This is a genomic window from Martinezella hainanensis (assembly GCF_900094555.1).
Classification (GTDB): domain Bacteria; phylum Pseudomonadota; class Alphaproteobacteria; order Rhizobiales; family Rhizobiaceae; genus Rhizobium; species Rhizobium hainanense.
In genome coordinates this window covers 380208-393225 of record NZ_FMAC01000003.1, presented here as the reverse complement: position 1 = coordinate 393225, position 13018 = coordinate 380208, and the positions used below count along the sequence as shown (strand labels likewise).

General features: G+C 58.4%; 12 protein-coding genes. 6 read left to right on the top strand and 6 right to left on the bottom strand.

Features of this window, described 5'->3' with window-relative positions; genetic code table 11:
• Positions 1-91 precede the first annotated feature (91 nt).
• Together GA0061100_RS12400 and GA0061100_RS12395 are read right to left on the bottom strand one after the other, a co-directional pair.
• A complete protein-coding gene (locus GA0061100_RS12400) occupies positions 92-901 on the bottom strand; it encodes an SDR family oxidoreductase (protein ID WP_075852994.1) in 810 nt (269 codons plus the stop codon).
• A gap of 6 nt (positions 902-907) precedes the next feature.
• Complete coding sequence (locus GA0061100_RS12395) at positions 908-2101, bottom strand: phytanoyl-CoA dioxygenase family protein (RefSeq protein WP_075852993.1); 1194 nt, start codon at positions 2099-2101, stop codon at positions 908-910.
• Positions 2102-2208: 107 nt separating this feature from the next.
• Between GA0061100_RS12395 and GA0061100_RS12390 the strand changes: the two genes are divergently transcribed.
• Positions 2209-3228, top strand: a complete 1020-nt coding sequence (locus tag GA0061100_RS12390) for a LacI family DNA-binding transcriptional regulator (RefSeq protein WP_075852992.1) — start codon at positions 2209-2211, stop codon at positions 3226-3228.
• A gap of 34 nt (positions 3229-3262) precedes the next feature.
• On the opposite strand, the gene greA is transcribed toward GA0061100_RS12390, so the two are convergent.
• On the bottom strand, positions 3263-3745 hold the full coding sequence (gene greA, locus GA0061100_RS12385; protein ID WP_075853264.1) for a transcription elongation factor GreA: 483 nt from the start codon (positions 3743-3745) through the stop codon (positions 3263-3265).
• A gap of 212 nt (positions 3746-3957) precedes the next feature.
• Between greA and GA0061100_RS12380 the strand changes: the two genes are divergently transcribed.
• A complete protein-coding gene (locus GA0061100_RS12380) occupies positions 3958-5610 on the top strand; it encodes an alpha/beta hydrolase (protein ID WP_075852991.1) in 1653 nt (550 codons plus the stop codon).
• A gap of 205 nt (positions 5611-5815) precedes the next feature.
• Positions 5816-6442 (top strand): LysE family translocator, encoded by a 627-nt coding sequence (locus tag GA0061100_RS12375; protein ID WP_075852990.1) that lies wholly within the window; start codon positions 5816-5818, stop codon positions 6440-6442.
• A gap of 27 nt (positions 6443-6469) precedes the next feature.
• Here GA0061100_RS12375 and GA0061100_RS12370 read toward each other — a convergent pair whose 3' ends face one another.
• Positions 6470-7153, bottom strand: a complete 684-nt coding sequence (locus GA0061100_RS12370) for a GNAT family N-acetyltransferase (RefSeq protein ID WP_075852989.1) — start codon at positions 7151-7153, stop codon at positions 6470-6472.
• Complete coding sequence (locus GA0061100_RS12365; RefSeq protein ID WP_075853263.1) at positions 7150-7644, bottom strand: MarR family winged helix-turn-helix transcriptional regulator; 495 nt, start codon at positions 7642-7644, stop codon at positions 7150-7152. Before GA0061100_RS12365 ends, GA0061100_RS12370 begins: the two co-directional genes overlap by 4 nt.
• A gap of 639 nt (positions 7645-8283) precedes the next feature.
• Between GA0061100_RS12365 and GA0061100_RS12360 the strand changes: the two genes are divergently transcribed.
• From GA0061100_RS12360 to GA0061100_RS12350, 3 genes are all read left to right on the top strand, one after another.
• Complete coding sequence (locus tag GA0061100_RS12360; protein WP_143525423.1) at positions 8284-9093, top strand: WecB/TagA/CpsF family glycosyltransferase; 810 nt, start codon at positions 8284-8286, stop codon at positions 9091-9093.
• The gene (locus tag GA0061100_RS12355; RefSeq protein WP_075852988.1) at positions 9090-10343 is read left to right on the top strand and encodes an FAD-dependent oxidoreductase; all 1254 of its coding nucleotides are present in this window, start codon (positions 9090-9092) and stop codon (positions 10341-10343) included. The genes GA0061100_RS12360 and GA0061100_RS12355 overlap by 4 nt, the downstream gene beginning before the upstream one ends.
• A 268-nt stretch (positions 10344-10611) precedes the next feature.
• Entirely contained in the window at positions 10612-11340 is a 729-nt protein-coding gene (locus GA0061100_RS12350) for a hypothetical protein (RefSeq protein WP_244557817.1), read from the top strand.
• Positions 11341-11461: 121 nt separating this feature from the next.
• Here GA0061100_RS12350 and GA0061100_RS12345 read toward each other — a convergent pair whose 3' ends face one another.
• Positions 11462-13015, bottom strand: coding sequence for a hypothetical protein (locus GA0061100_RS12345; RefSeq protein WP_075852986.1), 1554 nt, complete (start codon positions 13013-13015; stop codon positions 11462-11464).
• Positions 13016-13018 lie beyond the last annotated feature (3 nt).

The window sequence follows — 13018 nt, the reverse complement described above, 5'->3', positions numbered from 1 at the left end:
CCACTGAGGGACGGCCTGCTCGCGCACGGAGCTCGTAAACAAAGTTGCTCAGCCAGCGGGAGGGAACTTCCCTCCCGCCAAGCTCCATGGCTCACATCGCTTTCTGCGGATGCGGCGTGCCCTCATAGGCGCCCCAGATCGACTGATCGAAATTGATCGTGGCACCGGTCATCAGGCCGGACTCTTCGGACGACAGGAAGGCGACCGCGCGGGCGACCTCGGCCGGATCGACCAGCCGGCCGAAAGGCTGCTCTGCCGCCGCCTTTGCCAACCAATCTTCCGCGGCTCCATGATATTCGCGCTGGATGCGATCCTCGCCGTCGCTCGACATCCAGCCGATATTGAGGGCGTTGACCCTGATCCGGTTCCTAAGCAATGAGAAAGCCGTATTCCGGGTCAGCGTGTCGAGAGCGCCCTTGGAAGAACAGTATGCACTGATGAAGGGCTGACCGGCCATCGACGACATCGAGGAAATGTTGACGATGGTGCCCTCGATGCCGTTGGCGATCATGTTCTTGATCGCGTCCTGCATCAGGAAGAACGGCCCGCGCACATTGACGGCGAACATCCGGTCGAACAGAGCCGGATCGGTATCGAGAATGGTGCCGCGATCGGTGATCGCAGCGACGTTGACAAGCGCATCGATGCGGCCGAACTTTTCGGCCGCTGTCGCGATGACCTTGCGGCAGTCCTCGACCTCGCCGAGATCGGCGCTGACGAAGGCAACCGGGATTCCATATCGATCGCCAATCTCCCGCGCCTTGGCTTCGCCCTTGGCAATGCTGCGGCCGCAGATCGTCAGGCCGGCGGCGCCACGCTCGGCAAAGAGCCGGGCGACTTCCGCGCCCAGCCCTTGTGTGCCGCCAGTCACGACGGCGAATTTTCCATCCAGTCGGCTCATCGGATCTCAAGCCTCCCTGCGTGCGGCATGGGCGGCGATAACCTCGGCAAACTGCCCGGCATCCGTCTTGGCGTCGATTGCCTCTGCCATGATCTGCGCCTGCGTTTTCGGCGCAAGCCCCCCGACCGGCGGATCGCTGTCGAGATTGGTCGGGAAGGCATAGCCCTCGGCCGTCGATGCGATCACATTGGCAACGTCCGCGCGGCTCAGCGTGCCGGCATCAAGCGCAGCGAGAAGTGCAGGGTAGACTGTCACCGACATGCGGGTGCGGTTGACGCTCTCCATCGCCCGCCCGAAGGCCGAGGACACCTGCAGGAGATTGGCCATGCGATAGATGTCTTTCGAGACATTGTTGCCGGCACCGTGCATGACGGCCGGATTGAAGAAGACGGCATCGCCCTTCTTCAGCGGCAATTGCACATGGTGTTCGGCAAAATAAGCTTGGAACTCCGGCCGGCCGAAGGCGATATAGCCTTCAAAGAAGGTCTGCGAATAGGGCAGGAACAGCGTCGGCCCGCTTTCAAGGGGCATATCGCAATGCGCGACGGCGCCCTGCAGAGTCAGAAGAGGCGAAACCGCATGGATATGGCCGGGATAGGCCTGCATCTGCTGCGGCGACATGAAGCCGAGGTGATAATCACGATGCGGCTTCTGCGCGGTACCGCCCGGATTGACCCGGTTCATCTGCGCCGTCATCTGATAGCCGACGCCGAGCCAGGCTTCCGACACTAGCGTGACGGTGGTCGAGGCATAATAGCGGGCAAAATTTTCCGGGTCCGCCAGGCAGTGTTTCTCGAGCGCATTCCAGATGCGGTCATTGGCGCCGGGCTTGGCAAAGTGATCGCCGGCACCCTTGCCCTTCTCCTTTTCTTCGCGGACGATCGCTTCGAACACGCTGGTTGCGCGATCGACGACCGTCGTGTCCGGCATGGCGTTCTTGATGACGATGATGCCGGGACCTGAAGTGAAGGCCTCGACCCACTCGGCCATCAGCGTGCGGCGGTCGTCTTCATTCTCGGCAGCGCTTCGAACCTTGTCGCCATCATAGATGAGGATATTTTTCTCGATCCCCACCGCCAAAGGCCAATCCGCCGGATTGGCAGTTTTTTTGACCAAAGTCTTGAAGGTATCGAAATTGCCGCAATCGGCCGAAAGCCAAACCTTCTGGCTACGCCTGCTGGCGAGCGTCTGAGCGTCCATGGTGATCTCCTCCCAAAGTGACGTTGGACTTATGGGATTGATCCTAGTCTCGGGCAGACTTATGAAAAAGGTAGAAAACCCCTCAAAAACACCTCAGGACGAGCACATTGAAATCTCGTTTCCCCTTGAAAGACATTGCGCTGCAGGCCGGGCTTAGCCTCGCGACCGTCGATCGGGTGATGCATGAGCGCGAAGGCGTTCGCGCCGTTACCCGCGCACGGGTCGTCGCGGCAATTGCCGAACTGGAGCGGCAATATGTGCAAGCGGGTTTGGCCGGCCGGCGCCTCGTCATCGATGTCGTCATGGATACGCCGCAGCGCTTCTCCGCCGCCGTCCGCGAAGCCTTCGAAGCCGAATTGCCCGGCATGCGGCCCGCGTCCTTTTCCGCGCGGTTTCATGTGGCCGAGACGATGAGCGAACAGGAGCTTCTATCGATCCTGCGCGCCATACGCCGCCGCGGCAGCCATGGTGTTGTTCTCAAGGCTCCGTCGACACCCGCGATTGCCGATCTTGCCGGTCAGCTTATGGCGGCAAGGATTCCAGTAGTCACGCTGGTGACTGACTTGCCGGAAAATTCCCGCATCGGCTATGTCGGCATGGATAACCGCGTGGCGGGCGCGACATCAGCCTATCTGCTTGGCCGCATGGCCGGAGAGCGGGCTGGCAAGGTGCTGGTGACCCTATCGAGCAGCCTTTTTGCCGGCGAGGACGAGCGTGAGCGTGGATTTCGCGATGTGCTGGCGGATCGCTTCCCACATCTTGCGGTCGTCCGGATTTCGGAGGGCTTCGGTGTCGACCGCGCGACGGAACTTCTTGTCCGCGATGCGCTGGAACGCGAGCCGGAAATCCGCGCTGTCTATTCGGCGGGCGGTGGCAACCGAGCCATATTGAAGGCCTTTGCCGATGCGCGACGAGAATGCACGGTCTTTGCCGCCCACGATCTCGATCAGGACAATATCAGGCTGCTCGCCGCCGGCGAAATTACCTTCGTCATCCACCACGACCTACGCCATGACGCCCGCAGTGCCTGCCAGCTGATGCTTGCCTATCATCGGATGCTACCGGCCGATTTCCAGATCGCGCCCTCGAGGGTTGCCATCGCAACGCCATTCGAGACCGCGCATTAATCCGCTTTCGGGGCCAATCGAAACGCCAGGAAACCTATTCGATCGCGGTGATCTCCAGTTCTTCCTTGCCAAGGGTTACGATATCGCCAACCACCTTCCCCATCAGCAGTCTTGCAACGGGCGAGACATAGGAAATCGAACCCGCCTTGGGATCGGCTTCATCCTCCCCGACGATGCGATATTTCTGTATGCGGCCATCCTCACGGCTATAGGTGACCGTGCTTCCAAACGCGACGACATCAGACGTGTCGGGAACCGGCACGACTTCAGCGGTGCGAAGCCTCTCGGCGAAATAGCGCGCATCGCGCAACGGGATGGCTGTCTGCCGCCGGCGTTCGTTGATGTCCTCGATTGTGGTCGCTGCTTCATAGGCTTTACGCGCCTCATGAAGCTGCAATTCCAGAGCTTTCAGGCCCGCCGCCGTCACACGGTTCGGATGCGGAGAAATGGGCCGGTCGGGCAGCACGGTTTCCGCGGCCGTTTCAGCGCTTTCTTCCTTCATGAACGCAGTGCTCAATTTCAAACTCCATTCCTACCGGCAAATCAGCCCGATACTATAGACCAGATGGCAGGCTGGGCGAAATGTAGATGGTCGATCAGCACAATCCTACGAATATGTTCCGGGAGATCGCCTTGGCATTCCGAACGCCATTGCGTAGCATCGCACGAAGCTGCAACACGTCCTGCGGGCAATCCTGGCCCGTGCCAAAGCTATGATGAAGGATCGCCATGCGCCGTTTGGACCAGGAGATGTTCCGCTCCCTCTCTCTCCTCGGCATGGTTCTAGGCCTGATCTTCTTCGCCGCATCTCTGACACCCAGCCTGATGCCGCGGTCCTATCTCGTCCAGGGCGCCCTCTCCGGGATCAGCGCGGGGGTCGGCTACATGATAGGCACGGCACTGACCTGGCTCTGGATCTATTTGCAGCTACCCGTTCCCAGGCGGTCGCTGAGGTTGGTCCGCTGGTCGATCGGCATTGCCTGCCTGCTTCTCTGCATGGCGGCGCTCTGGCATGCGACTTTCTGGCAGAATTCAATCCGCATTTTGTGGAAGATGCCGCCGATTGCCACCGCCGACCCTTACTGGCTTGCGGTCGTGGCAGCAGCGACCTTTCTCATTGCGCTTGTTGTCGGGCGTCTCTTCCGCATCGCCAGCCTGCTGTTTTCACAATGGCTTTCGCGCGTCGTGCCGAGCCGGCTTTCAAAGGTTGTCGGAGCCTTGCTTGCCGTTGCACTGTTCTGGTCGATCGGCCAGGGCATATTGCTGCGGCTTGCACTCGATGCCGCCGATGCCTCATTCAAGCAGGCGGACGCGTTGATCGAAGACGACCAGCCCATGCCGCAGGCTGACATGAAGACCGGCAGCTCCGCCTCGCTGGTTGCCTGGCAAGGACTAGGACGCCAGGGCCGGTATTTCGTTACGTCGGGGCCGGGCGCCGGCAATATTTCAGGCTTCTGGAACGGCCCGGCAAAGCAACCGCTTCGCATCTATGTCGGCTTGAACAATGCCGAAACCAGCAAGGAGCGTGCAGCGCTAGCCTTAAAGGAGATGATCCGGCAAGGCGCTTTCGATCGTTCCATGCTGGTCGTGATCGTGCCGACCGGAACAGGTTGGGTAGACCCGGCGGCCATGGACACGCTCGAATATCTGCAGCATGGCGATGTTGCCAGCGTCGCCGTGCAATATTCCTATCTGAGCAGCTGGATGTCGTTGCTGTTCGAACCACAACAAGGCGAGGAGACGGCCATTGATCTATTCGATGCCGTCTACGGCTATTGGTCGAAACTGCCTCGTGACAAGCGACCCAAGCTCTATCTTCATGGCTTGAGCCTTGGCGCGATGAACTCGCAGCTATCCTTGGATATCTACAATATTATTGGCGATCCGGTGAACGGCGCACTCTGGAGCGGCCCACCCTTCCGCAGTACCAGATGGAAAGCGGCAACTGCGGCGCGAAGCCCCGGCACACCGGAATGGCTGCCGAGATTTCGTGACGGTTCCGTGATCCGCTTTGCAAACCAGGAGCACGCGCCGGATCAGTTCGCCGCTCCCTGGGGGCCGCTCAGAGTCATCTATCTGCAATATGCGAGCGACCCGGTGGTATTCTTCGATGCCACCTCAGCTTTTCGCGAGCCGGCATGGATGAAAGCGCCTCGCGGGCCTGACGTCTCGCCGGAACTCACCTGGATACCGGTCGTCACCATGCTCCAGCTGCTCTTCGATATGATGATCGCAACGACATCGCCGATCGGCTACGGGCACATCTATGCGCCCCAGCATTATATCGATTGCTGGGTATCGCTGACCGATGCACAAATCTCCCCGGAGAATCTCACACGCCTGAAATCGCTCTTCGCCGCCCGTTTCGGGATGACGAACTAGAGCTTGCACAGACGGACATGCGCGAATGTGGACCATTGATCTCGGGCGACAGTTCATTGCACTTCGGCGAGCTGTCGGCGCGAACCCAACATGGTTGTTGCAACGATCTCCAAATCGATTAGTCTTCAAGCCAGCTAACGACGGCGGATACGAAGTTTCCATGTTGCGGGGGACTTTGCCGCAGCACCCAACTTCAGAGAGATCGATGGTCAGCCTCGGTGTTTTGACGACTTATATATTGGTGGTGCTTGGCCTCATGGTCATTCCAGGTCCTGCCACCTTGCTCACGCTCGCCAGAGCAGTCAGCGGCGGCAAGCGCGTAGGGCTGGCAACTGGCGTTGGTATCGCCGCCGGTGATCTTTTCCACACGATGATGGCGACCTTCGGATTGTCGGCATTGCTCGCCACATCCGCGCTGGCCTTCGAGATCGTCAAATATGCCGGCGTCATCTATCTGATCTATCTGGGCTTCAAGGCCTTTGTCGAGAAAAGCGGCAGCATCGATCTGCCGACTGCGCAGGCCATCACCCCCATGCGCGCGTTCCGACAGGGTTTTTTCACCGAGATACTCAACCCGAAGACCGCACTTTTCTTCCTGGCCTTCCTGCCGCAGTTCATCCACCCGGAAAGCGGCTCCGTCATCGCGCAATTCGCGCTGCTGGGAGCCATCTTCGTGACCCTCAGCATCGGGGTGACCTCGCTTCTGGCGGTCGGTGCCGGCTCGATCGGCGGCTGGCTGCGCCGCAACCGCACCATCGGCCGATGGCAGGGAAAGGTCATCGGCACGATCTATATGGCATTGGGCCTGAGGCTCGCCCTGCAGCAGCAGTGATCCGTCTTTACGGCGCCGAAGGGAAAATCAAACCGGCTGCCGTTTGACGACACAGAAGTTCATCTCCGAGCGGATGCGAAAGCCCATTGCTTCATAGAGCGCGATGGCTGGCGCGTTCGTCATATAGGCATGCAGATAAGCGGTTTCGCCCCGTGCCGCGATCTCACCAGCCACGAAGCGGAAGAGCAGGGTGCCAAGGCCGCGCCCCTGAAAATCTGGATGGGTGCAAAGGCCGCTAAGCTCGGCAAATCCCGTCTGGCGCATGCGCTGGCCTGCCATGGCAACGAGGCGCCCATCGATTTTCACACCCCAGAAGGAGCCGAGGCTCTGCGCGCGCAGCGTGAACGGGCCAGGTTTGGTGAGTGTGGCAAGCGCCAACATATCGGCGGCATCGGCCTCCGTCAGCGGCTCGATCCGGGGATCCGAGATACGCTCGGAAGAGCGCTGAGCCATCATCTGCACAAGCCTGGCATTCGAAAGGGTTATCAACCCTTTGGGAACGATGATCGGCTCGGCTTCGACGATCGCCATGACCTCTTCTCCCGAAGGCAGCTTTGCCAAGGCGTCGAGACTTTCGACCGAATTATCCGCAGACGCCGCAAAGGGCACGATGGAAGGCGGGTAGCGGCGCGCCAGCGCGTTGCCCTCCGCCAGCGAGGCGTGGGCGGTTTCAAGGGCACGCCAGATCGGTCGGTCGAGAATGTGGCTCATCGCTGCTGCTCCTTGCCAAAGTCGCCGCGTCGCCTGAGCGGAGCTTCGGCTAGCCCGTCCTCGATTGCGGCCAGTTGTTGCAATATCGGCCCGGATAGGTCGCCGCAGAGCTCACGAACCGCCTGCTCTATGCGCGGCCAGACGGATTTTTTCGAATAATCGATGAGTTCCTGTCCCTTTGACGTCAACGAGATCAGACGACGACGCTGGTCTTCGGTCGAGGCCTGCATGTCGACATAACCCAATTCCAGAAGCTGTGAGACGGTGCGCGTTGCACCCGGCTGGGTGATGCCGACAGCCTGGGCAAGTTCGCCGATCGTCAGCGGACCAGCGCGATCAATGGCTGCGAGAAACGGATACTGGGCAGACTGCAAAGAGACGTCCAGCTCCTCCATGATCTGCTGCGTATCGGCCTGCAGACGCTCGCCGATCCGGCGAAATCGGCTGCCGAGACAGAGGAAACCCATCGCCCTTACAATATCTTCAGTCAAAGCGATCTCCATTTTTCAAATTACATAACTAGTTATATAATTTGTTATGCGACTGTGATCAAGCCGCTATCGCTCATTTGGAGGATGCGCACCACACATACAATCTCAATGATTGCATTTACCAAGCAGTCCCGCCTTTTGCCGATCGCTGCCATCCAAAAGTGAACTAACGCCAAGGTCGTATGCTGTTTGAATCTGGAACGCACAAAAGGATCGCTTTGGGGAGACGCATTGCTGACAGGAGCCTCCACATATCAGCCCGACACCACGATGCTTCCCATGTCTCCACGCGAATAGAATTATTCATGAAGCGCCCAAGGCACTGAAATAATTTAAGAATATTCATCTCTTTTCGGGAGATTCAATCCTGCGTTAAGTTAAGTTTATGCGCATATTATTTATTTAGAAATTTACATATTAACTGAATACTAATAAACGCCTTAACTTTCCGAGTCATATTAGCTAACCATTACGCAAGTGGAGGTAATGGTTGTGCAAGATATTGGTACAGACTCTCAAAGATATTCAGGAAGAGCTTACTCAATCAAAAATGGTGCTCAGAAATCCGACTCCAAGCGGCCGGACGCCACCGGTGCACATCTTGTTTCCGAAGAGCCGATTTCAAATCAGGAGAGCCAGATGCAGTCCGCAGATGCGCCCGAACATGGAGCCGCCATTCCTGCTCAAGACTATCCACTTACGCTTCCAAGCGTATTGATCGGCGGGTTACCCATCACTGTCGTCAATCGACGCAACGCCGCCTCCTTCATGATCGATGTAGCGCGGAGACGCCGCCGCGACAGCCGGCCCTATTACTTTACCTCGGCCAATGGCGAGGTCGTTGCACGCGTTCACGCGGATGCCAATATCGCCAAACTCTTCCAGAAAGCGGATCAGATCCTGGCCGACGGCCAGCCGCTCGTCATGGCCTCGCGCTTGCTCTGCAGGGTGCAACTTCCCGAGCGCGTAGCGACAACCGACCTCTTCCACGATGTTGCCGAACTGGCCGAAAAGGACGGCATAAGCTTCTATCTTCTAGGAGCGACCGAGACGGCAAATCATCAAGCCGTCGCCGCCGTGCAAACACGCTATCCCGACCTTCGCATCGTGGGTCATTGCCACGGCTACCTTGCGGGAGAAGCCTTGGAACGGAAGCTCGACGAGATCAACGCGCTCGCCCCCGACATATTGTGGATCGGCCTCGGCGTTCCGCGCGAACAGATCTTCGTGCATGACTTTGCCGCGCGACTTGCCAATGTCGGCATCATCAAGACATCGGGCGGGCTCTTCGACCATCTGGCGGAGAGAACGAAAAGGGCGCCCATCTGGGTTCAAAGAGCCGGTTTTGAGTGGTTCTGGCGGATGGTGATGGAACCCCGCCGTCTGTTCTGGCGCTACCTGACGACCAATCCCTACGCCATCTACGCGATCTTGAGGTATTCGAAATGATGAATAGGCGATATCCCGAACTGCAGACCAGCGAAACGGACACCGACATCGCCATTGTCGGCGGCGGGCTTTCCGGCACGCTAGCGGCCTGCCTGCTCGGTCGAGCGGGCTATCGCGTGACGCTCATCGATCGTCATCGCGTCTTTCCCCAGGAATTCCGCGTTGAAAAAATCGGTGGCGAAGCAATCGAAAAACTTCGGCGACTTCAATTACTTGCGCCTCTGTCGACTGCCGCCGTACCTTTTGACGAAATCGTCAATATGCACAAAGGGCACGTGGTGGACCGGACATATGGCCAGCACTACGGATTTTTCTACAACAGGCTCGTCACGGCGATGCGGAGCGCACTGCCCGAAACGGTGAACTTCGTGGTCGGTCAGGTCCGCGGTTTGCGGATCGGAGCTGCTCAACAGCAGGTATCGATCCTTGGCCGGGACGAAATCACCGCGCGATTGCTGGTGATCGCAACAGGTATGGGCGATACCTTGCGCCGGGATCTCGGCATTCTGCACCGACAGATTAGCGATAGGCGCCCGCTCGCATTCGGGTTCAACATTCGTCCGCTGCGCTCCAACAGATTTCGCCACACCGCCCTGACCTATCATGGCGACGGCGATGGAATCGACCATCTCAATCTCTTTCCGGTCCCTGGTGCGACACGAGCCAACCTCTTCCTGTTCCGAGATCCGCGAGACCCCTGGGTCAAGTCGCTACATGATGATCCGAAGCAGGCGCTCACGAATGCTTTCCCGTCACTTGTCGACACCTTCGGTGATTTTGAAATCGGCAGCCGGATCGATAGCTGGCTTACCGATATAACAGCGGCCGGCAATTGCCGGCAGGATGGCGTCGTGCTGATCGGAGATGCCTATCTGACCTCCTGTCCGGCAAGCGGCCTAGGTGTCAGCCGGCTTCTGACTGATGTAGAGCGTCTGTGTTGCGCGTATATTCCACAATGGATGACGGAAACCTCCATCGATCATACCAGGATCGCCACCTATTATGACGACCCGGAAAAGCTTGATATGGACATCAACTCGGCGCGAATGACCGATCATCACTTCAATCTGGCGACCAAAACCGATGTCGGGTGGCGTCTGCGCCGCCAGTTCCATTTCGTGCGGCGGCGCGTGCTGTACGGTATCGAAAGCATCAGTCCTGCTCTTGCCGCAAAGCTTCATCAACTCAAGACGATACGCGCCAGGTCTGCACTGCGATCGGCCGTGCTGAACTCGAAACCGATGGCATAGCCGGACTGGCAAGCAGGAAATTCTGCTTCGGGAATATGCATCAGTAGAAATATTGTACATTCCGAAGATGTGAGGAACACAGTTCTGTATCGCTAATATTATGGGGTTGAACATGGCAGTTTTAGGCGCATTTCCTCCTGGACTTACTTGCCGGCCGATCGAGGAGAATGATTGGGACGGTATCATCGATTGCCTCCGCAGAAATTTTCCGACGCGCGATCGAGGCTATTGGAAGCGCGCCGTCACACGGATGGAAAAACGGCCTTTCGTGCCCGACCTACCGAAATACGGCTTCGTTCTGGATATGTCCGGGCGCATCGTCGGCGTCCTGCTGGCGCTCTATTTTCGGCATGAAGGACTGGAAGGAGAAGAGCTACGTTGCAATCTATCAAGCTGGTCTGTGGATCCGGAGTACCGCGCGTTTGCCGGCAAGATGGTTATCGCGGCGCTCAGACGAAAAAACGTTACCTACATCAACGTCTCTCCGGCCCCGGGGACGATAAAGGTCAATGAAGCGCTCGGCTTTCGCCGCTATGCGGACGGGCAGCTAGCGTTTCTGCCGATGCTGAGTGCTGCGAGGCGGCCTTATCGCGTGCTCGAAGCCCGCTCTGATCTTCCGGAAATGTCGATGCTTTCGGAGGGCGATAGAGAGATTCTTCTCCAGCATGCGGCACTCGAATGCCTGTCGTTGATTTGCGTCGACGGTGACGAGGCCTTTCCCTTCGTTTTCAAGACACGCCGCATCTTCCATGGCACAGTTCCGAGTGCCCAGGTGATTTACTGCCGCACGCCCGCGGAGCTTAGCCGGTGCGCAGGCGCGCTTGGTCGCCATCTCCTGCGAAAAGGCATATTTCTCTGCGTCGTCGACGCGAACGGGCCGGTGCCCGGTCTCGTCGGCCGCTACTTTGCCGGAAGCGGGACCAAGTATTTCAAAGGCCCGAAGCCGCCCTCGCTCGGAGACCTGACATTCACCGAGCTCGTCATCTTCGGTTTCTGATCCTCACAAAGAGCCGATGTCGGGCTTTTGCAGTTTCCGCAAGGCCTAGGCACGTTCCAATCGTGCTATTCGTTCCCTCGGGCGAACGGCGCCATGCCGGCACGATTGAATATCGGCCGAGTCATAGTTGCCGCGACAGCCTATGTTCGCCCGACTGGCTGAGCAGACCCCTCGAGATGCCGAGCGAGCGCCATCGCGTTCCAAAGGAAACACCGACCAGCAAGAGGCAAAAGCCGAGCGCAAGAGGCGAAAAGAACGCCTCTTCCTGCAATACGGCATTGGACGCGATCGTGACGACCGCGACGAAAGCGAAGAGAAAATCCGGGGCACCGGTTGCAATCAGCTGCTTGCGAGCCGATAGCGCCAATGCGGCAAGAAAGCCGAAGAAGACGAAGCCGCCCACACCCATCTGGTAGAGCATGACGCCGACCGCGCTTTCGACGGGGACTGAGGCAACGCCCTCATCCTGCGCCCGGTCCCAATCCAGGTTGAGACTTGTGCTCGAAAGGTTGCCACCGATCCCCAGGCCCTGCCCGAGCGGATTGTGCAGGAACTCGCGAACACCCGCGATCAAGCCCAGAACATGGTAATCGCCGTGCGTCGCGCCGAAAAGGATAGCGGCAACCGTCCAGACGACAGCCAGCGTGACAACTGCAAGCAGTGTCAGGTCCGCACGCGAAGGGCGATAGATCAACCGAGCGCCGATCGCCACAAGCAGCATGAAGGTCGCACCCTTGGAGCCAATGACGAGCAACAGCGGCAACGCGGCAATCGGCAGCAGCCAACGTCCTCTGAAGAGGAGCCAGGCAGACATGATGCTCAAGCCGTAGGCATAGCTGATCGGGTGAAAGTTCGGGCCGCCATTGCGGAAGATTGGCGGAAACAGGTCGCTGAACAGCTTGATGTTGAAGAAGGTCGTCATCATCGTGTCTTCGATACCGCGAAGCACGAAGCCGGTTTCCCTCAGTTTCTTTTCCCAAACACCGGCCTCGATCTGCGCCTTCAGGCCACGGTGAATATAGAGATCGCCGTGGAACAGGCTCAGGAAATCCATTCGGAAGATCTGCTCCAGATAGCCGTAGATGATGGCAACGGCGCAGAGCCAGAAAATGCTCTTGCGCAGATCAATGGGATATAGACTGGCTGCGAGAATTGCGATGTGGAAACATGCAAGCGGCGTGATCGTATTGCGGAAATAGATGACTGCATCCTTCGGTCCGCCGTGGACAGCCCCAAGCGCAAGATAGAAAGCAACCATGCCGCAGAGTACGAAACTGAATATCAGCCAGGGCCGCAATTCGGCCAGAGCCCGCACACGATATTGAAAGGAGGCCATGACGAAGGCGACGAAGGCAGTCATCAGGATGACGAAATTGGCGCCACGCAATGCATCGAATGTATTATGATCGGGCACGAAGGGGGTGAACCAGGCAACCACGAGGTTCTGATAGAGAAAGGAACAGGCGATGACGATCGGGATGCAGCCGGGCTGAGCGATCGACAGGATGAGCGTCACGGCAAACGTCGCGGCAACCCCGAATGGCGTCCAGACGGCGAATGCCGAAACAGAAGCGATAACCGCCAGAATGGCGATGCAGAGATGGAACATGGCATCCGAGCGCAGCGATCCCCGGCCTCCCGACCCGAGGCCGACGCGACTTTCCGTGACGCTCATCAC

Excerpts from the sequence above, each read along its gene's own strand:
- GA0061100_RS12400 (WP_075852994.1), bottom strand. The coding sequence starts at position 901 with ATGAGCCGACTGGATGGAAAATTCGCCGTCGTGACTGGCGGCACACAA.
- GA0061100_RS12395 (WP_075852993.1), bottom strand. The coding sequence starts at position 2,101 with ATGGACGCTCAGACGCTCGCCAGCAGGCGTAGCCAGAAGGTTTGGCTT.
- GA0061100_RS12380 (WP_075852991.1), top strand. The coding sequence starts at position 3,958 with ATGCGCCGTTTGGACCAGGAGATGTTCCGCTCCCTCTCTCTCCTCGGC.
- GA0061100_RS12375 (WP_075852990.1), top strand. The coding sequence starts at position 5,816 with ATGGTCAGCCTCGGTGTTTTGACGACTTATATATTGGTGGTGCTTGGC.
- GA0061100_RS12370 (WP_075852989.1), bottom strand. The coding sequence starts at position 7,153 with ATGAGCCACATTCTCGACCGACCGATCTGGCGTGCCCTTGAAACCGCC.
- GA0061100_RS12360 (WP_143525423.1), top strand. The coding sequence starts at position 8,284 with ATGCAGTCCGCAGATGCGCCCGAACATGGAGCCGCCATTCCTGCTCAA.
- GA0061100_RS12355 (WP_075852988.1), top strand. The coding sequence starts at position 9,090 with ATGATGAATAGGCGATATCCCGAACTGCAGACCAGCGAAACGGACACC.
- GA0061100_RS12345 (WP_075852986.1), bottom strand. The coding sequence starts at position 13,015 with ATGAGCGTCACGGAAAGTCGCGTCGGCCTCGGGTCGGGAGGCCGGGGA.